General features: G+C 48.5%; 22 protein-coding genes and 1 tRNA gene. 18 read left to right on the plus strand and 5 right to left on the minus strand.

Translation table 11 applies throughout. The features are described from left to right. Positions 1-43: 43 nt before the first annotated feature. The 9 genes from BCY86_RS07975 to BCY86_RS08015 all read left to right on the plus strand — a co-directional run bounded on the left by BCY86_RS07975 (position 44) and on the right by BCY86_RS08015 (position 8006). The gene (locus BCY86_RS07975; protein WP_075277251.1) at positions 44-829 is read left to right on the plus strand and encodes an MlaE family ABC transporter permease; all 786 of its coding nucleotides are present in this window, start codon (positions 44-46) and stop codon (positions 827-829) included. Between the two features lie 2 nt (positions 830-831). Then, positions 832-1395 carry a GTP cyclohydrolase I gene (locus tag BCY86_RS07980; RefSeq protein WP_075277252.1) on the plus strand — a complete coding sequence of 188 codons (564 nt, stop codon included), beginning with the start codon at positions 832-834 and terminating at the stop codon, positions 1393-1395. A gap of 16 nt (positions 1396-1411) precedes the next feature. Next, the gene (locus BCY86_RS07985; RefSeq protein WP_075277663.1) at positions 1412-2104 is read left to right on the plus strand and encodes an SDR family NAD(P)-dependent oxidoreductase; all 693 of its coding nucleotides are present in this window, start codon (positions 1412-1414) and stop codon (positions 2102-2104) included. A 37-nt stretch (positions 2105-2141) separates the two neighbouring features. Continuing rightward, positions 2142-2471 carry a Rieske (2Fe-2S) protein gene (locus tag BCY86_RS07990; protein ID WP_172824841.1) on the plus strand — a complete coding sequence of 110 codons (330 nt, stop codon included), beginning with the start codon at positions 2142-2144 and terminating at the stop codon, positions 2469-2471. Between the two features lie 7 nt (positions 2472-2478). Continuing rightward, positions 2479-3483 carry an aspartate-semialdehyde dehydrogenase gene (locus tag BCY86_RS07995; protein ID WP_075277254.1) on the plus strand — a complete coding sequence of 335 codons (1005 nt, stop codon included), beginning with the start codon at positions 2479-2481 and terminating at the stop codon, positions 3481-3483. A gap of 146 nt (positions 3484-3629) precedes the next feature. After that, the gene (locus BCY86_RS08000) at positions 3630-3905 is read left to right on the plus strand and encodes a hypothetical protein (RefSeq protein ID WP_075277255.1); all 276 of its coding nucleotides are present in this window, start codon (positions 3630-3632) and stop codon (positions 3903-3905) included. Positions 3906-3951: 46 nt separating this feature from the next. Continuing rightward, positions 3952-5802: a hypothetical protein gene (locus BCY86_RS08005; RefSeq protein WP_075277256.1), complete on the plus strand. Its 1851-nt coding sequence runs from the start codon at positions 3952-3954 to the stop codon at positions 5800-5802. Between the two features lie 18 nt (positions 5803-5820). After that, on the plus strand, positions 5821-6990 hold the full coding sequence (locus BCY86_RS08010; protein ID WP_075277257.1) for a hypothetical protein: 1170 nt from the start codon (positions 5821-5823) through the stop codon (positions 6988-6990). After that, a complete protein-coding gene (locus tag BCY86_RS08015; RefSeq protein WP_075277258.1) occupies positions 6987-8006 on the plus strand; it encodes a glycosyltransferase family 2 protein in 1020 nt (339 codons plus the stop codon). The genes BCY86_RS08010 and BCY86_RS08015 overlap by 4 nt, the downstream gene beginning before the upstream one ends. 52 nt (positions 8007-8058) lie before the next feature. Here BCY86_RS08015 and BCY86_RS08020 read toward each other — a convergent pair. Further along, positions 8059-8132: transfer RNA gene (locus tag BCY86_RS08020), tRNA-Arg, on the minus strand. 129 nt (positions 8133-8261) lie between these two features. Then, positions 8262-8981, minus strand: coding sequence for a polyprenol monophosphomannose synthase (locus BCY86_RS08025; RefSeq protein ID WP_075277664.1), 720 nt, complete (start codon positions 8979-8981; stop codon positions 8262-8264). A 548-nt stretch (positions 8982-9529) separates the two neighbouring features. On the opposite strand from BCY86_RS08025, the gene BCY86_RS10570 reads away from it, so the two are divergent. The 4 genes from BCY86_RS10570 (at position 9530) to BCY86_RS08040 (ending at position 10815) form a co-directional block, all read left to right on the plus strand. Continuing rightward, positions 9530-9658 carry a hypothetical protein gene (locus BCY86_RS10570; protein ID WP_275935826.1) on the plus strand — a complete coding sequence of 43 codons (129 nt, stop codon included), beginning with the start codon at positions 9530-9532 and terminating at the stop codon, positions 9656-9658. A gap of 25 nt (positions 9659-9683) precedes the next feature. Further along, positions 9684-9974, plus strand: a complete 291-nt coding sequence (locus BCY86_RS08030; protein ID WP_172824842.1) for a hypothetical protein — start codon at positions 9684-9686, stop codon at positions 9972-9974. Continuing rightward, positions 9949-10353 carry a histidine kinase dimerization/phospho-acceptor domain-containing protein gene (locus tag BCY86_RS08035; protein WP_075277260.1) on the plus strand — a complete coding sequence of 135 codons (405 nt, stop codon included), beginning with the start codon at positions 9949-9951 and terminating at the stop codon, positions 10351-10353. Before BCY86_RS08030 ends, BCY86_RS08035 begins: the two co-directional genes overlap by 26 nt. Before the next feature lie 102 nt (positions 10354-10455). Further along, positions 10456-10815 (plus strand): ATP-binding protein, encoded by a 360-nt coding sequence (locus tag BCY86_RS08040; RefSeq protein WP_075277261.1) that lies wholly within the window; start codon positions 10456-10458, stop codon positions 10813-10815. A gap of 524 nt (positions 10816-11339) precedes the next feature. Here the strand turns inward: BCY86_RS08040 and BCY86_RS08050 are convergent. The 3 genes from BCY86_RS08050 to grxC form a co-directional block, all read right to left on the minus strand. Further along, positions 11340-12110 carry an MXAN_2562 family outer membrane beta-barrel protein gene (locus BCY86_RS08050; protein WP_075277263.1) on the minus strand — a complete coding sequence of 257 codons (771 nt, stop codon included), beginning with the start codon at positions 12108-12110 and terminating at the stop codon, positions 11340-11342. Further along, entirely contained in the window at positions 12110-13177 is a 1068-nt protein-coding gene (locus BCY86_RS08055; RefSeq protein WP_216636014.1) for a hypothetical protein, read from the minus strand. Before BCY86_RS08055 ends, BCY86_RS08050 begins: the two co-directional genes overlap by 1 nt. Positions 13178-13255: 78 nt before the next feature. After that, complete coding sequence (grxC, locus tag BCY86_RS08060; protein WP_075277265.1) at positions 13256-13525, minus strand: glutaredoxin 3; 270 nt, start codon at positions 13523-13525, stop codon at positions 13256-13258. A gap of 45 nt (positions 13526-13570) precedes the next feature. On the opposite strand from grxC, the gene BCY86_RS08065 reads away from it, so the two are divergent. The 5 genes from BCY86_RS08065 to BCY86_RS08080 all read left to right on the plus strand — a co-directional run bounded on the left by BCY86_RS08065 (position 13571) and on the right by BCY86_RS08080 (position 18335). Further along, complete coding sequence (locus BCY86_RS08065) at positions 13571-16156, plus strand: ATP-dependent Clp protease ATP-binding subunit (protein WP_083604282.1); 2586 nt, start codon at positions 13571-13573, stop codon at positions 16154-16156. Positions 16157-16512: 356 nt separating this feature from the next. Next, complete coding sequence (locus tag BCY86_RS08070) at positions 16513-16722, plus strand: hypothetical protein (protein ID WP_075277266.1); 210 nt, start codon at positions 16513-16515, stop codon at positions 16720-16722. A 42-nt stretch (positions 16723-16764) separates the two neighbouring features. Further along, on the plus strand, positions 16765-16953 hold the full coding sequence (locus tag BCY86_RS10855; RefSeq protein WP_420814557.1) for a hypothetical protein: 189 nt from the start codon (positions 16765-16767) through the stop codon (positions 16951-16953). Then, complete coding sequence (locus tag BCY86_RS09915; RefSeq protein WP_156865171.1) at positions 16907-17311, plus strand: hypothetical protein; 405 nt, start codon at positions 16907-16909, stop codon at positions 17309-17311. The genes BCY86_RS10855 and BCY86_RS09915 overlap by 47 nt, the downstream gene beginning before the upstream one ends. Positions 17312-17477: 166 nt before the next feature. Beyond that, entirely contained in the window at positions 17478-18335 is an 858-nt protein-coding gene (locus tag BCY86_RS08080; protein WP_245776225.1) for an inositol monophosphatase family protein, read from the plus strand. Positions 18336-18395: the final 60 nt, after the last annotated feature.

Genomic DNA, 18395 nt, shown 5'->3' on the forward strand with positions numbered 1-18395 from the left:
GATCTATATTTTCTCTTCCGCTTAAGCTAACATGGGGGAACTCATGATCGCTTTTTTCGAGCGTTGGACGGCGCAAGTCAGTTATTTTATCGAGCAGGTAGGAGGGGTTTCACTTCTGATCCAAAAAACTTCAAAGATGCTTCTGCGAAGGCCTTTCGAGATCGACGCTACCCTGCATCAGATGGAGATGCTTGGCTTATGCTCAATGGGGATTGTCGCAGTCACATCCCTTTTTATCGGGATGGTGATGACCGTCCAATTTGCATTTGGATTGCAGCGATTTGGCGGACTTGAGTATATTCCTCGAGTGGTTGTGCTCTCGTTTGTGAGAGAGCTCGCCCCTACTTTGACAGCAGTCATCGTAGGAGGGCGTATTGCAAGCGGTATGGCAGCAGAAGTTGGTGCGATGAATGTTACGGAACAAGTCGATGCAATCCGCGCGCTTGGAGCCGATCCGACGAAAAAGCTCGTTTTACCCCGTGTATTTGCTGCTATCTGCGTGATGCCCCTGCTCAGTGCTTTTGCACTTACCTTGGGCACATTAGGAGCAGTTTCAGTTTGCTTCTTTCAATTCAACATTACCCCCGCTTTCTTTCTTCAATCCTCCCTGGAAAGCGTGACATTGAAAGATTTTATCAGCGGATGGGCAAAAACCCCCATCTTTGGTTTTATTATTGCAATCACAGGCTGTTACTTCGGTCTTCAAACAGAAGGAGGGACAGAAGGAGTTGGGCGCAACACTGCTCGCACTGTCGTTGTTGCTTCCATCGCGATTTTAATTGCGGATTATTTTCTCACCATGCTCCTTTTAGCCCTCCTTTCAACATAGTCATGCTTGAGATCGATGTCGCAATTCAAGGAATTCAAACCTTTCTCAAATCGATGGGTCACTTCGATCAAAATGACGCAGAGCTCGAGGCAACTGCAAAACGAGTAGCGATGACCTATCTTCACGACCTGTGCGATGGATACGCGGTCGAACCAGGACCCATGATCGCTGCTCAGCGTATCCGAGGGTCGACTGAGATCGTGTTGTTGCGGGACATTTACATCACAACGCTATGCCCTCATCACCTGCTTCCCGCCTCCGGAATGGCCACGATTGTCTTCTCCCCCAACGAATGGATTGTAGGGCTTGGAGCAATGATCCGCACTCTTGAAGCATTCGCCCATCGTCTGACATTTCAAGAGCAGATCGGAGAGCAGGTAGTAGAAGTGCTCATGGCACATCTCAAGCCCTACTGGACAGCTTGCCGACTCATCATGAGACACCAATGCTTAGCCTTGCGAGAAGCGACACAGCATCAAACACAAGTAGAAACATTAGCGATCAAGGGGACCCTCTCTGCTGAAGAGCGGCGAGCGATCTATTCACTTGTCGGCTTAGGTACTTAAACGGAGTTACATGCGTATGAGTTGTATTGTTATCACGGGAGCAAGCAGAGGCATAGGTCGATGTATTGCCTCTGCTTTTATCCAAAGGGGCTTTCCTGTTGCATTGTTAAGCAGACAAGAAGAGTCTTTAAACCAAGTGGCGCATGAACTCTCCACCCGAAAAGAGGGGCCTCCCATACTCCCCATCGCATGTGATGTCAGTCAGACAGATCAAGTCGAAACCGCTGTCGACCACATCCTCGTTCAACTCGGCCCTCCCCTTGCAATCATCAACAATGCTGGGCTCTTTCGCCACGCCTCCGTGATGAGCATGAAAGAAACAGAATGGGATGAGATCGTGGCCACTAACCTCAAGGGTCCCTTTCTAATAACCAGAGCTTTTCTTCCTGTTATGTTCAAGCAAAAAAAAGGGAGATTTATTGCCTTATCAAGCATTTCAGGCACACAAGGGACACCTTATTTAAGTGCATACTGCGCATCAAAATGGGGTCTGATTGGATTCACCAAATCGCTCGCTGAAGAATTGCGAGGGACTGGTCTACAGGCGCTTTGCATCCTTCCTGGTTCTGTGGACACAGATATGCTCAAGGAGAGTGGATTTTATCCACCAACCATGCAACCTGAAGAAGTAGCACGTGTGGTCGTCTACACAGCGATAGACGCACCTGCTGCTATGAACGGAAGCGCGATTGAGTTATTTGGACCTTAACCAACCGCTGAATCACCAAACCACATTGAGTACCCCTTTGACACCAATCGCTCGTATCCCACTCCACCACTTACAAGAAAAGGTCCTCACCCACGTGCCTCCCCCTTCTGATATCGTGATCACGTTGATCCAAGGTGTTCCCTATGCCATAGCAGACCGATGCGCTCATGCAGGAGCAAGGTTATCGGAAGGGACGCTATTGCAGACACACGTCCGTTGCCCCCAACATGGCTATCTGTTCGATATAAAGACAGGAAAGCTCATAACGCCCAAAGGACTTTGTGAAGATCAACTCAGCTATCCCACCTCTGTGGAAAAAGAAGAGGTCGTGATATGGAATCCACTTCCCGCAATCGTGTCTCCCTAAGGCAATTATGCCTCCTTTAAGCGTAGTAGTTGTAGGCGCTACAGGTACAGTAGGGCGCCAGATCATTCAGCTCCTCGAATCCAGCTCCTTGACCATTGCACACTTGCGACTGCTGGCGAGCACCCGAGGCGCAGGACAGCATCTCCAATGGAAAGGGGAGTCCATTCCGGTTGAAGTGCTGGCAGAAAATTCTTTTCGAGGGGTAGATCTCGCCTTCTTCAGTGTGGGCGCAACCGTTTCAAAACGCTATGCGCCTCTCGCCACAGCAGCCGGTGCACTCGTGATCGATAACTCGAGCGCTTGGCGGAACGAACCAGAAGTCCCTTTGGTTGTTCCTGAAGTCAATCTATCAGCGGCTCACAGGCGTCCAAAAAATATTATCGCCAACCCAAACTGTTGTGTCATTCCCCTGACAACTGCGCTTAAACCGCTCCATGATACCGCACACATCCGTCATATTGTTGTGTCCACCTATCAATCGACAAGCGGAAAAGGTTATGCTGCAACACAAAAGCTTCTTGAACAATCCAAACCATTCTTAGAAAAAACCGATCGTTTAATCCCCCCTTCTTATCATCCCTTTGCTTTTAACCTGCTGTGCGATTGGCAATCTAACTCCAACAACTACTGCGAGGAAGAGATCAAACTGATTCAAGAAACAAAAAAGATTTTCAATGATCCAACTCTTGGCATCTCTCCCACAACCGTCCGCGTCCCTGTTCTTGTAGGGCATGCCATATCGGTCCACGTCCAATTCCACCAACCGCTCCAGGCAGTTCAAGCCCGCCCCCTCTTGCAAGCAGGGGAAGGGATCGTTTTTGTCGATGAACAGAGTCACTTGCGTCATTATCTTCAACCGATTCACGCCGCAGGGACAAACGCTGTGTATGTTGGACGATTACGAGACGATCTGGCTATCTCCGGAGCTCTCAACTTATGGATCGTTAGCGATAACCTCCGAAAAGGGGCTGCGCTCAATGCCATCCAAATTGCCGAAAAGATAGGGATATAAAGCGCTTTTTTTCTCCCCCCTTTCCCTTTAAAAGAAGATGCGTTATAGAAAAAAAGGGGACGGGAAAGACGACAAAAAACCACCAAACCTTTCTCAAGATCGAATTAATTCCTGGTTAGAATTATTGGTGGAAAGGAAAAAAATGCATGGGCTATCATTGTAGTTGGCCTGAACTTCAAGAGAATAAACAGTTCCAGGGGCGGTGGGTCGCACTTCAGGAATGCAAATACGACGCAAAGACCTCACAGCTAAAAGAAGGCAACCTCATTGATTCCGATGAAGATTTTGTTAAGTTGTGTTCACGCATGAAAAAAGAAAATCAACGTCACTGTACGATCTTATTCTGTACGCAGGACAAACACTCTGGACCGATTCAACACAATAAAGCCAACCAGAGGACACCAATCGTTTATCCGTTTTGATTCAAACGAATAGAAAGGGGGGGTCTTGTTGGCCTTGAATAGCTTTATGCATCTATTATTTTCTGAGAGGTTACGATGTCAACGAAAAGGTGATATCGCAGCCCTTTTTGTGCTTGTCGTTCTTGGGTATTTTTATTTGTACCCATGTTCCTCCGATCTACTGAACGGCATAACCACGAGAATCATTGGGGATAATACAGACATCCTCCCATTGCCTCTCCATTACTCGATTCTGATCGACACATTTTGGCACCATCCCAGCCGCCTTTTCTTCGGCTCCGTATATACGGATCTGCTGAATGCCCCCGAAGGATTTGGCCTTTGGATTCCATGGATAGAGCGCCTTTTCGTTCTCCTAAGCGCTCCTTTTACAAACGATGCGACCCGGGTGACTGCAGTCATTTGGCTGCTCATGTTGACTAATGGACTCTCTTTTTACTTGTTAGGTAGAACGCTTCGGTGGTCAAAACCTCTCTCTCTGGGGCTAGCTATTTGTTTAGCCTATAATAATTATACAAGAGCGAGAGCAGCAGTTCATCCAGCGCTGGTTGGAGTTTTCTCAATGCCGCTTATCTTGCTCGCTTTTGAATTGCTTCTTAGGCCCAAAGAGGAATCGGCTTTTACTAGGCACTCACGCTGGTCTCAAGAGAGCTGGGGAGCTTTCTGTCTCCTCGCTGCTGCCTGGGCAGCTCATTATTATGTGATTACAGTTATTATTCTATCCCCATGGCTGCTCTGGTATTATCTACGCCGCGCTGCTGCTTGGGGTCAGCCCCTTCTCCCCTCAACGTTTCGCTTATTTCGATGTTCTATCCCTGTTCTCGTTTTTTTTCTCTGGAACGCACTTCTCCCCGTTCCATGGGAATTCAGGCATCAAGATACAGGCCTCTCTAAAACCAATATTCATCAGGCCTCTCACCTAGCTAACTTTGGAGCTCACCCGATTGACTACGTGGGATTTGATCTCAAGTTAGGAACAGAGGATTGGCTCAAACCTCGCAAAAAAATAACTGATCAGATTTGTTCGATCCCTGCAGGAAATGCTCACGAAAGAAGTAACGGTATCCGCTGGTTCGTCCTAACACTCTTCTTTTTATCAATCTTTGCAGGCTGCTGGTTCCCTAAACGCACCCCAGAACAACAGCGCAGCTCCGAGTTGCGCTGGCTTATGATCGCATCAGCAGCAATCTGTTTTCTCCTCTCTTTCTCGCCTCAAACGATCCAGATCGACTACCAAAACGCAGGCCCGATCGCTTATATTCATAAAATTTTTCCTCAATTCAGAGTCCCCTGCCGTTTTGGCATATGGGTTCAATTCTTCATCCTCGCTACCGTAGGCGAGCTCTGCCACGCGTCCAGTCAGATGTGCACGCGCTTTTGCTGGTTTCCCAAAGGAACGGTTCACTGGCTATTCCCCTTCCTCGCAATCGCTGATTACCCTCCTCTCAACCCCATGATAAGTTCACCGATGCTACCGCTCAAAACAGACATCTTGCCCAAGAGTGGGCCTTGTGGGATGGGGATACGTCTGCCCTACACGTATCAAGCCTCTGAATGGGGCGGGATGGATTGGGCGAGAGAACTCGAGAACTATGGGCTCTTGCAACAATTGAGAGGGACGAACTGCGCCATAATCAGCCTCAGCAATTATGAGCATGGCCAACAGTTATTCAATCAATTTGGTCTTGGCCAAAATTTTCAAAAAAGAGAAAAGCAGGATCAATGGGTTCAATTTGCACGGTGTGTAGGATTAGACTGGATCCTCTTTGAACCCGGAATCAGCGAATCCGCAAGAGCATCCTTATGCAGCCAATTGGGCTTTCAACAGACCACGCCTGAAGCATGCCGGACAAACACCATCCATCCTCTCAAAAAAAGAGTGACAGATTGCTTGTAAGATCGAAAGAAGAATAGGGTGCGCATTCTACCAATTGCTTTCAAATTCGCCGTTTTTAATTTAGCCCACTTTTTTGGATTGCTCTTCAGTTATGGACACCAAGCGCACGCAAGCGCATGCCTAAGCACCGCTGATTTCGCATTTTTTTCTCTATGGCACGCTTACATGGGGATTTTTTTCATGCTGGGCTCTTTCGCCCAATACAGCATGAATTATTTTTCTCTCTCCTCTAAGCATCAAATCATATGGCGCAAGGGCAGCACTCTTTTCGCCATTTTCTCTCTATTTCTTTTAGCAGTTGCCTACCAGCGTATCAGTTTTATCCACTTAGCCATTCTCTCCATTGCATTGAACGTAGGCATGAGCGGATGGCTCGGTCAACTTCAAAGGCAAATGGCCTTTGAGCGCCTCTCTTTCATTCTCTTTATTTCTTTCGGAGTCCGATTCGTTCTCCCTTTCTGTCTGTCAATCAAAGAAAATACTCAGTTCTTTCTCGCAACCCCCTTTGCCTTCGCGATGGCTACGTTGGCACTAACTGTGATTGGAAACGTACAAGACTCCCCCCCTAAAACCACATGGCACTATAAACAACTCCTTGCGTCTTCGCTTCTCGCGCTTTGCACGACGCTATTTCCCGTGATGGACATCCTCGCTGTTAGCCACTGTACCCCTCCTTCCACATCAGGCCTATTCGCTCAGATTAGCCTGTTCACCAGAGTCCCCTATTATGTGTGCATTTTGATTATGCAACTCACCCTCCCGTATCGAATCAGCATCGCACAAGGGCATTCTAAAACTATTTATCAGCGTCTCCTCACGCAGGCGGAGGGGCTCTGTATCCTCGCTATTGTTCTGGTCGCTCCTTTTACCCCTACCCTTGTCCCTTTCGCTGCAAAGCAAATGGTCGGTAAAGCACTTTATGTGGAGCCTGTGTGGCTAATCCTCTCCACCTTTTGTTTTGGTGCACTGGTGGCTCTTTATCGAGAGATCCAGGTACGCTGCACTCGCCTCGAACTCCGGCTCCCCTCCCTCATTCTCGTAATCGTGATCGCTTCCCTAGTACTATTCACTCACCTTCAGCACGAAGTGAATATTACCTATTATATGAAGTTCGCGCTTTTCATTTACATAGGCGGCGTACTTGCACTACAGGGAGACCGTATACGACACTGGTTCCAAACAAGATGATCAAAGAATTTTCTATTGTAATCCCCACCTACAACATGAGTTCTTTCCTGCCAAAGCTCTATGAGAGCCTCACAGAGGGTGGATTAACTACAGCCGCACATGAAATCATCTTCGTTAATGACGGTTCTACAGACAACACAGGAGAAGTTCTTCACACCCTTCAGTCTCAAGAAGATCCAAATAATCGGAGAATTCGCCCCCTCCATTTAAAAACCAATCAAGGTCGTTTCCATGCTCGCCTCATGGGGGCTCGAGCTGCTACTTCTCCTCACCTTTTTTTCTTGGACAGCCGGCTAACGCTGGCCAGTGATTTTCTCCCTCACTTCTTAAACGCAATTGCACACTACCCAATCTTTGTTGCTAACATTCAAATCAATATCCATAGGAATTTGTTCTGTCTTTATTGGGTCCGGTCACATGAATTCATTTTCCGCAACCATTTTCAACATCTTTCTCAACCGATCACGCTCACTCCAGAAAATTACGATCGATTCCTCAAAGGAACCGCTGCCCTCTTTTGCCCAAGAAACGCCTTTCTAGCATCCTGCGATCATTTCAAAGAGACCAACCTGCTTAGCGATGATACCTTTCTCTTGCGCCATATGGTACAGAAACATCCGATCACCATCGATCCAAGGGTGCAGCTCTACTGGGTCCCTCGAGAGTCGACGTGGCCTTTCCTCCTCCATCTTATCGAACGGGGTCCTTTTTTTGTCGAATACCATATTTTTGCAAGAAAAGGTCTGTTCTTCTGGATCGTGATGGGTGGATTAGGCTGCCTGATTGGATGGTTCCTCCTGCTTCCCTTCAAACCTGCTTTAGCCACCTCTATCCTATGGATCGCAATGGTAGTGTTGTTAGGCTCCACAGCTCTCTTCGCGAAGAGCCCCCGCGAGTTTTTCCTCCTTCTTCTTCTCCATACCTCAGTTGTCATCGCCTTTGGAGTTGGAGTCCTCAAAGGGTTAGTGGTGAACACCATACGATGGTTTCAGAAAAAGATACCCTCCCTCTCTTAGAATGAGAACAGGATTCCACGACGCGTTTTCTCCTTTCCACCCTCCCTCTCTGCGCGCTCGGCAGGACTCGAACCTGCAACATCCGGCTTCGAAGGCCGGCGCTCTATCCAGCTGAGCTACGAGCGCAATCTCTACACAAGTGTAAGCAGTTTATCATAAAAATGAACCCAAGGAGAAAACCTATTGCTCGCTTTCTCACAAAATCCATCCAATCCGGTAAGAGTGTACAACGAGGTGATCAAACTCCGTTTGATTTTAAAGCAAACCTCGCCATGCTTCATACCGAAGTTTCCACACCATCCCTACCGCTTCCATAAAAATTGTGTGATTCATCTTGGAGTGCCCCTGCTTCCGATCTACGAACATAATAGGGATTTCTACAATATTCATCCCTTTCTGAAATGCGCGATAGGTTAGTTCTATTTGAAATGAATAGCCATTAGAACGAACGCAGGATAAGTCGATCGCTTCAAGCGCTCGTCGAGAAAAGGCCTTATAGCCGCTTGTCCAATCCCGTATGGGAGCTCCCAGGATGCTGCGCGCATAAAAAGAGCCCCCCTTTGAAAGAATGTGTCGACCGATCCCCCATCCTTCGATCCCGCCTCCCTCTATGTTTCTGGAACCGATCACCACATCCCCCCCCCTTTCAAGAGAATTCAAAAACTGAGGGAGGTATTTTGGACTGTGAGATAGATCTGCATCCATCTCAAAAAAGCATTCATACTCCTCCTTAAGCCCTAGCTGAAATGCCTTTAGATAAGCAGTGCCCAAACCCAACTTTCCAGATCGATGCAGGACACGCACATGGGAGTCGCACGCTGCCCATTCATCCGCAATCCGACCCGTCCCATCTGGAGATCGATCATCCACAACAAGCACATCTGCATCAGGCACAACCTGTCGAACTTGCTCTAGAAAAAGAGGAAGGTTTTCTCGCTCGTTATAGGTGGGGACAACAATCAACGTGGACAACACTCCAAACCTCAAGAGAGACAAGCGCTGTAGAAACAAAACGCATTGGCATATGGGAAAGATATTCTTTTTCGCCTTATAAGTATATTATAATGAAAAGGTATAGGATATAGTTACGCTCGCTCTTGAGTTACCTCCCCTCCTGATTCTTTCATCGCACTCGAAGCTGTTCCGGCGCGTGAAGCCAAAATCAGGCTCGCCCTTCAAGAAGTCGGTCTTGCGCAAGGAGTGATCGTCAATCTCGACGAATTGCTCACGCTCAGCCTTTCTAAAGTGACAGAGGTAGAAGCCGATCACGCAATCCTTTATCTGCTCAATGGAAGCACAATGACTAACTGATCTCGCGCATCACACAGGGGAGCGAAGTCCGGTCTATCCAATTGAAGGTAGGAGAAGGCATTGCAGAGTACGTTGCAGAAACAGGCGAACTTCTCCATGTGCGCGAGCCCTATCACGCTCAGCCTTTTTAGGCAGAGATGGGGATATCCTTTCCGGATACCGCACGCAGTCGATTCTTGCAGCCCTAATGAAAAACCACTTAGGATACACGTGTGATTCAAATACTCAATAAGAAAACAAAGGAATTGGGGGGGGAAAATACCTCTGTACTCACTGCACTCGCTACCCAAGCAACCATCTCTATTGATACCGTCCGGCTGTTGTTATCAGCAGCTCCTTGAAGTCAAGAAACAACTCGAGCGAAGAGTGCACGATCCAAACTTGCTCTTTGAACTGGAACATACGATGAGACATACCCCTTCTCTCAAAGAGCTTTTCTTGGCAGTCCTCAATAAGTTGATCTCCCCTTTTGAAGCGCAAGCTACAGCCTTCGCGATCCATCCGAATAGCTTCTCTCCCGTTGGTTTATCTGTGCTGAACGTTAAACGAAACAAGATTCACCGGCTGGCCTTTCCTCACGAAGACAGTTCATGGAAGAGAGGCTTGCGCATCGCCATGCGACCATGGTGCAATGGAAAGAAGGGGATACTGCATTAGAAACGCTCCTCGGATCAAATACACTTATTTTGTCATTGCCCCTCTTGAAGTGGATGACAACACCTCAATAGGTGCTATCCTCCTCTTCTATCTTTGCCAAACCGATCACCTCTCAGTGACAGATAAAGATCTTTTAGAATTGATCGCAGCCAATGTCTCCACCGTAATAGGCCCTCAGCTGGAACGAGAGGCAAGGGCACACCAGGATCGGCTAAAAATGATTGGAGGCCTTTTCTCAGGCTTTCTCCAGGATCTTAAAACTCCCCTTTCGATCATTCAGGGATACACTCAACAGCTCCAAGAAACAGACGAACGGAAGATTTGGAAACAGTACAGCAAGCTGATCTACCAACAGATAGAACATCTCAAAACCATGTAAAAAGAAGTCCTCGCATTTGCACGAGGAGAGCGTAACATTTTAACCTGGAAGATCTATTTAAAGCCTTCTTCTGAAGAAGTTCAAAAAGTTCTTCAGGAGGAAATGGAAAAACAGCATGTGCATTTCATTCTCGATCTGCAGAACAAAGGAATAGCTCGGTTTGACAAAAGGCAAATTCTACGGGTTATCCACAATCCGTCGCGCAATATAGCTGACACAATAGAACCCCAAGGGGGGGATTTCACACTAACCGTCGCAAAAGAACAGGGAAATCTAACCCTCATGTTTGCTGATGCAGGGTCAGGCATCTCACCGAAAATTGAGCCCCGGTTGTTTCAATCTTTTGTTACCAACGGAAAACGAGGGGGGATCGGGTTAGGGCTCTCCATCGCGCAAAAAAATAGCAGAGGAACATGGAGAGAGCATCCAACTTTACCCTTTAAAATAGGGTGCAGTCTTTAAGCTTTCTCTCCCCTAACAAGAAGAATAACATTCGGGCTACAGCATCCTCTGTCATCCACAACGCAAGCTGTGAAAACTCCAGCCAGTTCCTAACACACCTCACCCATAGCACATCAAATTTAAACCTCATACCTTCCAAATGTTGGCCTTCATACACACCAGGTCTCTCCCCTTTGCACAAAAGTGGATCCCCCCCACTCCATCAACACCTACCATCTCTTCACTTCATTGGATCAGGATTAGAGGTATCTTCCTTATGCTGGGAGCCATGATACCGAGAGCTAGCTGCAGGGGAACCCTTCTCCCCACATGCACCACATGCGCTGGGGCTCTCTACAGAATTCATCAGGTAAGCACATAGAAGAATAGAGCTAAGGCGAATCGATCCCCTCCCCATCCATACAAGCCAGTGCTGGCAAGACAATGAGGTCCCAAAATAAAGACACACGCTTTGCCACCTGCTGCATTCAGCACCCCTCCTTTTTTAAATACAGTATAAGTTAACGGCCGTAGCGACTTCTAGACTAAAATTCGAACGTCAATCCAGCCGTCCACATATTGGATCCCAATCTCAATGAATCTCCCTCCCCTAATCCATTTAAGACGCTTTTTGTAAATTCCCCGAAGAGGTAGATGTGGTTGATTCCCGTCCATTCATCGAGACTGCGCGCAGCTGAAGGATCGAGGATATCCAACTGAAAAGTGAGACCCGCTGCCACATGAAACCCTAAACTATATCCTTGCCCTTTTTCAACACGCTGCCCGTTTTTATATTCAGCAATCCCATACTCATTGGTAACCCACCAGATTCCCCAACCAAATCCGCCTTTTGCGTAGGGGACAAAAGGGACGCCGAGGTTCCGAGGGAATACATCCACACGGAAAACCGCATCCAAATATCCTGGAATGACCCACAACGAATTGTTATCACCGGAACGGGTCCCAGCCCCACCCTGAAAGGATTCGGCTTCAAAAACCGTACAGGCAATTTCAATCCCTGGACCCAGCGTCCCTATGTACGGGATACGAAGGGCCTGCCAATCAAATTCCATCCCCAACAGGAAGCGCGGAGTAGAACCAAACATATCTTCATACGGACGCCGCCCACCAAGTGAAGGTTCAGTATCGATATCCGGTTGATAGAGGCTAGCACGCATCTCAAAGGCAAAATTTTGGGGAGATTCCCTTGGCGTCACAGCCCCCCCAGCCGTATTGATAAAAAGGTCATGACCATAAGCCAGCGCTGGCACATACAATGCACCAAGAAAACAAGAAAAAAAAGGTGGGGAGCGCATCAAGGAAGCCTCCTGCAGTTCATCCAGCGACGCGCCAACCAGATCATCCCCATCCATCCTATTCCCTGCACAGCTGATCTCACAGTCGACCCTGGATAAACAGCTGCACACTGTCCCCCTGCCTGACCCCCTTGCTCTTTATACACAGTAAAAAAATCTTTGGTCTGCACTGGAGTCACACAAATCCCTTCCGTTAAAGAACCCATATTGCCTAAAGAATCGATCCCCGCAAGTGACACAACGTACGGCTGCCCCAGCTCCAAATTCCTTATCGTAATACTCGACATGACGCTCCCCAATGTGCGTGCACATTCCCACTTCGGATCCGCCTTTTGGAATTTTCCGAGTGGAGAACCGGGATCTATGAAAACGACATTGGAACAGTCGCCTGGATTGGTCTTCGCACAATACGCTGCGACCCCTTGAATATCCTCGCGCGAGGAAGAAAATTCTGCGAAAGGGATTTTGACAGTGAGCCCGGTTTGGATATGATCGACATCCACTTGAAGAGGCTCAGGTCCTGCCAAAGACACAGGAATGCTTTTGGTCTCAGAAGGGAAATCCACTGCGTTCACCACTTCATAAGAACTATTATCGACCAATAAGAAAAACAGCTGAATGCGCTGCTTGCGAACAGGACGAGAACAGACGTCCTCTCCCATATGGACATAAGTCGTTTTGACAGCTTGAATATTCCCGATATAGCCAATGAGATCACGCATTCGGATCCGAATCGTCTGAGGAGTTGTCTGGGTCAAATCGCGATCCATGACAGGCCAACAAGTAGGATTGGAAGTGCTTGTCCGCGCCAGCTTATCCACGCAATCAGCCCCCCCCGCCCACACCTGAAGGCGGTAGGTGGGTGAGGTCTCTGTCAAGATAAGGCTATACTGGAGAGCGAGATCTTCGACACAATCTTGAAAATTGATCCCATTCGGCTCAAAACTAGAGGGTCGAAGTTCCGCAGTTCCTCCATCCGGCTTCACTCTCGAGTTGCTCTCCAACAACTTCACTGCAACAGAAGCGGCAGCATGGACAACCGAACTGAAGAGAAGAAAAGAGGGCATCCCAAAAAGCCACATCAAGGAGAGACGACTTTTTCTTCTATGTAGGGCAAGTTCTATGTTCATGTAGAACATCTTATCTTAAGGATTCATAGGCATTGCAAGGAGCTGCGCGAGTTGTCCAGATGCATCCAGAGCATGGAGATCATTGCATCCTCCAATCGGTTTGCCATGCACAAAAATTTGGGGAACCGTTCTTCTCCCACCACTTGCAGTAACAAGCCATTCCCGTTTCTGAGGGTCATTGGTCACATCGACTTCGTGGAAGTCAACTCCACGTTGACAGAGCAGTTCTTTAGCACGTACACAATAAGGGCAGTAGTTGGTTGTATAAATAGTTACAGGATGCATATCTCTCCTCTAGAAATCTATCTTGTTAGGAAAAAGTTGTAGCCCATGCCTTTTGAACAGACAATCCACCTTGAACAATACACGCCTGAAGCAAAAGCTTTGGTTGCAAGTGCCCAAGCCCTTGCAGATGAGCGAAGTCACCTCCACGTAGAACCTCTCCACCTCCTCGCACGCGCCATGGAATATCCTTCCACCATCGGAGAGGTTTTTCGTCGAGCAGGAGTCAATCTTTCTGATCTCAACGCAGCCATTGAAGCGCAGTTAAATCAACTCTCCTCGAGCCATCGCAAGCTTTCCTATCTTTCTTCATCCATGCTCACTCTGCTCAAGCGCGCTGAAAAAGAAGCAGGAGCGGAAAAAGTTGGAATCGAACATCTGCTCAATTCCCTCGCGCAGGAGATCCGGGGAGGGGCTGCCATCGCTCTGCAATATGTCGGCATAGGTCCCGGATCGCTCAGACCTCACATGAATGCGCTTGCTGCTGCTAAGGCATCTCCCTCTCTTCCCCCTTCTTCGGAAGAGAGGGTTCCTTACACGCACGATCTGATCACACACAGCAAAGAGGGGAAATACGATCCTGTTTTCAATCGCGATCCCGAAGTGCGACGATTGATTCAAATACTCGAGCGGCGCAAAAAGAATCATCCCCTCTTGATAGGAGAAGCTGGAGTCGGCAAAAGCACGATTATTCAAGCACTCGCGACACGGATCGCCGTTGGGGAAGTTCCGCTCAACTTGGCCTCGATGAGTCTGCTTGAATTGGATACGACTGGTCTGCTTGCAGGGACCAAACTGCGTGGGGAAATAGAGGAAAGGCTTAAAAAGATCATTGCTTCGCTCCCTCAAAGAAAAGAGATGATTCTCTCGGTACCCAATCTGGAATCCTGGTTTGGTCAAGGGGTCCTTGGAGGGGCTATAGGGGAGTTGCTCAGACCGCTGCTCACCAACAACCGCATCCGACTGCTTGGCTCCACCACACCGGAAGGGATGCGCAAGATCCAAAATCGCGATCCGGCTCTTCTCCGAAAGTTCTCCATTTTGACGATCGAACCTCCCACTCCTGATCAAACCACAGAAATTGTGCGCGGAGTAGTCAGCCGTTACGAAGCTTATCATCGACTCAAAATTAGCGATCCGGCGATCCTCGCCGCAGTTCGTCTCGCTCACCGATATTTACAAGATCGGGTGCTCCCTGACTCAGCCTTCGATCTGCTGGATGAAGCTGCCGCCAGAAAACGCGTTGAATTCGAAGGGATCCCTGCGCATTTCGATCGCGCTCTTCGTCGCCTCGCTTCTCTTAAAGCCCAGTTGGCTTCACTCGCAGACGATACGGACATCATAAGCCTCAAAACGCGAGAGCGCATGCAAGCAGAGCTCAAAGAGTTAGAACCCACCGCCCTCTCTCTGAGAGCTCAATTGGATTCACGGCGCGGCGCGATCGCAGCACGCAATGCTTTGCAAGCGGAATACGAACGGGTACAAAGGGAAATCGATCAAGTGCGGAGTGAGCAGAATTTGACCCGTCTAGGAGAACTAGAGCATGTCATCGCACCCGATCTCAAGCGTCGATTGGAAGCTGCAGAAGCCGCAGTTGCCAAAGAGAGCCCCGATGCCTCTTCCCCCTTTGTCACAAAAGAAGATGTAGCGATCATCTTAGAAGAATGGACAGGGATCCCTGCAGCAAAGATACTCGAAGGGGAATCAGAAAAACTACTCAAAATGGAAGAGCGGCTGAGCGAGCGGGTCATTGGTCAGCAGGAAGCGGTGCACGCCGTTTGTCAGGCCACCCACCGAGGGCGAGTGGGTTTACGCGATCCTCGTAAACCGATCGGTTCCTTTCTGTTCTTAGGACCGAGCGGCGTTGGGAAAACAGAGCTCGCGAAAGCACTAGCTGAATTTTTATTCGATGATGAACAATCGCTCACACGCCTCGATATGAGTGAATTCATGGAAAAACACATGGCACAGCGGTTGGTCGGAGCACCCCTAGGCTATGTGGATAGCGAAGAAGGGGGATTTCTGACAGAAGCGGTCCGCCGAAAGCCTTATAGCGTCCTTCTCTTCGATGAAGTAGAAAAAGCGCACGCCGATGTGTTCAATCTCCTTCTCCAAGTTTTGGATGATGGTCGCCTTACGGATGGGCGTGGCCGAACTGCCGACTTTTCTAATACGGTTGTCATCATGACAAGCAACATTGGCTCGGGGCAAATTCTAGAAACTGACCCGGAACTGTTCGAGACTGCTGAAGGAAGAGAGACCGTACATCAAGCCCTGCAAGCCGAATTGCATCATTTCTTCCGCCCCGAATTTCTGAACCGCATCGATGACATCATACTCTTTCAACCTCTTTCGAAAGTCCATCTGCTCAAAATTACTGATACCCAACTGAAGCGACTCGAAAGGTTACTATGGGATCGAGAATTGCACCTCTCGATGACTGAAGCTGCAAAACAACACCTCGTCGACTGCAGTTACAAGCCTGCCCTCGGAGCACGCCCCCTTCAGCGCGCAATCCTCAAGCAGGTCCAAAACCTACTTGCAGAGGAAATCTTGGCAGGAAAATATGAAAAGGGAGACACGCTGAAGATTGACAAGCAGGGGGAACAGATCACCTTATTTAAACAAGTTTAATACGGATATACATTTACTGCATTGGCCGAGGGGGGATAGGCGTGGGCTCCTTGGCGCTCCTCTTTCAAGAACAAGAAAAAGGGGCGACGGTGGCAGGTTCTGATGTGCATTTTCATCCCCCTATGGGACCTCTTTAAAAGCTAAAGGGATTCGCTGTTTAACACCCGCTCACTTGCACCCTGCTCCTGTTCTTGTCATTGTCGGAAATGTCATCTGTCACGAAATGTCGAAGCAATCGAAGCACAACGACAGGGACTCTTCATGGCCAGTATGTTGGGTGCGCTGCGCCACGGGTTTCTCAAAACCCACTGACCTCTTGTCGTAGCAGGAACCCACGGAAGACAATAACCTCTGCGATGTGCGCTTGGATGCCATCTCAAGCTGGATTGTCCCCCGGTTATTTCATCGAAGGCATCCCAAAAAATTTACCGATGTCTGCCTCCCCAGGGGAAAAACACAAGAAAATCTTCCTGATCGATCGCACGGACAGCTCCTCATGCAGCCTTCCCCTTTTCGTGATCGAAGGGGATGAATACAATGCCGTATATTGGCAAAAATCGCTCTAATTTTTAGATTATATCGGGATAGGAGATGAAGATGTAGCGATCATCACTAGCATGGAAACCGACCACATTGATATCTACCCCAAGCAAGAGGCGTACGAGACGGTCTTTCAACAATTGATCAGGGAAGTCCCCGAGAAAGGACTTCTTGTGTATAGTAGAAACGCTAATCGTCTCTACGAGCCCGTTGATCAGAAAGCAAAGGCACGAATGGTACGGTCTCGCCCAAGATGAACCTCCTCATAACTTACCCACATGGCTCGCTTGCCCAGGCCATTACGATGTTCATGGGAACACTTCCTTTGAAATCTACGGAGCCGGTTCATTCTGCAGCTGCGTGACCCTCCGGGTACCCGGTATTCACAATATACGCAATGCAGTCGCTGCGATTGCGGCATGTTGTGAAGGGTTTGGCGTCAGCATTGAGCAGTCCAGACACACCCTTGCCCAATTTAAAGGGGTACGACAACAAGAACTTCTCGGGGACACACTCGGTTACAACGATTGTGCACATCATCCCACTGCAGTACAAGTAACCAGAATCTCCGAGCTCGACATCCACAGTAGAGATTATGGGTTATCTTTGAACTGAGAAGCGCAAAGGCCTGACGAAAATTGCATGAAAAAGAGTATGTAAGAGTTTTAAAGCACTTTGTTGGATGTGTTAGAGAAGCTCAAACTCGGAGACATCATCGTTTTGCTCTCCAATGGGCATTTTCAAGGTCTCCCTGGTCAGCTCTTGGAGACGCTGAACGTTCGTGATAAAAATTAAAGGGATGAACACCCTCTCCCTCCCTGAACTTCGCTCGATGCTGCAGCTAGCCACAGAAGCTGCTCGAGAAGCTGCAAACTACATTCAAACTGGGTTTCGGAAAAATCCGCTCGCCCATCATAAAGGTCCCATCGATCTCGTAACCGACTATGATAAGGAAGGGGAATTGTTAATCAAAGCTCATCTCCAGGCGCATTCTTCCTTTCCGATCATCGGAGAGGAGCATGGGAGGTTTGAAGGGACAACAGAGACAGGTACCGTTTGGTATGTTGATCCGATTGATGGAACTTCTAATTTCGTCCACGGACATCCCTTTTACGGTGTGTCGATCGGCCTGATGGAGGGCAACATACCTATTCTCGGTGTCGTGATCGCTCCTTCTCTAGCCATTGAATGGGCAGGAATCGTCGGAGATCAAGCGACACGAAACGGAAGCAAAGCGCAAGTAAGCAGCACCCAAGAGCTCTCGCAAGCGATGCTAGCAACAGGATTTCCTCATGAGCGAGCCACCCATCCAGATAACAGCTTTGACGCTTTTTGTGAGATGAAAAATCAATGCCAAGCCATTCGTAGATGCGGCTCAACAGCCATCGATTTATGTCTGGTAGCGGATGGGACCTACGATGGCTATTGGGAACGGAAATTGAAGCCGTGGGACTTTGCCGCAGGAATTGCAATCGTGATTGCCGGAGGGGGAAAAGTTGCATCTTACACCGGGAAAGAGATCAACATCCAGGAAGGGCACATCCTAGCGAGCAATCCCTTTCTCCACCACGTGATTGCAAACACTTTAAAGCCTTTAACGCTTAGTGACAGTCCACCCGTTCCAATCAGAAATCGCTAGCATCAAGATGTTTGCTGGTCCCTTTTGATCAGAAAACCGATTCGATTGGATAACATTCGA

The organism is Pajaroellobacter abortibovis (assembly GCF_001931505.1).
Lineage (GTDB): Bacteria > Myxococcota_A > Polyangia > Polyangiales > Polyangiaceae > Pajaroellobacter > Pajaroellobacter abortibovis.

What these genes read in the sequence shown, in the direction of transcription:
- BCY86_RS07985 (WP_075277663.1), top strand. Translation starts at nt 1,412, where the DNA reads ATGAGTTGTATTGTTATCACGGGAGCAAGCAGAGGCATAGGTCGATGT.
- BCY86_RS08050 (WP_075277263.1), bottom strand. Translation starts at nt 12,110, where the DNA reads ATGCGCTCCCCACCTTTTTTTTCTTGTTTTCTTGGTGCATTGTATGTG.
- BCY86_RS08040 (WP_075277261.1), top strand. Translation starts at nt 10,456, where the DNA reads ATGGAAAAACAGCATGTGCATTTCATTCTCGATCTGCAGAACAAAGGA.
- BCY86_RS08000 (WP_075277255.1), top strand. Translation starts at nt 3,630, where the DNA reads ATGGGCTATCATTGTAGTTGGCCTGAACTTCAAGAGAATAAACAGTTC.
- BCY86_RS08035 (WP_075277260.1), top strand. Translation starts at nt 9,949, where the DNA reads ATGGAAAGAAGGGGATACTGCATTAGAAACGCTCCTCGGATCAAATAC.
- BCY86_RS08065 (WP_083604282.1), top strand. Translation starts at nt 13,571, where the DNA reads ATGCCTTTTGAACAGACAATCCACCTTGAACAATACACGCCTGAAGCA.
- BCY86_RS08005 (WP_075277256.1), top strand. Translation starts at nt 3,952, where the DNA reads ATGCATCTATTATTTTCTGAGAGGTTACGATGTCAACGAAAAGGTGAT.
- BCY86_RS08055 (WP_216636014.1), bottom strand. Translation starts at nt 13,177, where the DNA reads ATGCCCTCTTTTCTTCTCTTCAGTTCGGTTGTCCATGCTGCCGCTTCT.
- BCY86_RS07980 (WP_075277252.1), top strand. Translation starts at nt 832, where the DNA reads ATGCTTGAGATCGATGTCGCAATTCAAGGAATTCAAACCTTTCTCAAA.
- BCY86_RS07975 (WP_075277251.1), top strand. Translation starts at nt 44, where the DNA reads ATGATCGCTTTTTTCGAGCGTTGGACGGCGCAAGTCAGTTATTTTATC.
- BCY86_RS08070 (WP_075277266.1), top strand. Translation starts at nt 16,513, where the DNA reads ATGTGCGCTTGGATGCCATCTCAAGCTGGATTGTCCCCCGGTTATTTC.
- BCY86_RS07995 (WP_075277254.1), top strand. Translation starts at nt 2,479, where the DNA reads ATGCCTCCTTTAAGCGTAGTAGTTGTAGGCGCTACAGGTACAGTAGGG.
- grxC (WP_075277265.1), bottom strand. Translation starts at nt 13,525, where the DNA reads ATGCATCCTGTAACTATTTATACAACCAACTACTGCCCTTATTGTGTA.
- BCY86_RS08015 (WP_075277258.1), top strand. Translation starts at nt 6,987, where the DNA reads ATGATCAAAGAATTTTCTATTGTAATCCCCACCTACAACATGAGTTCT.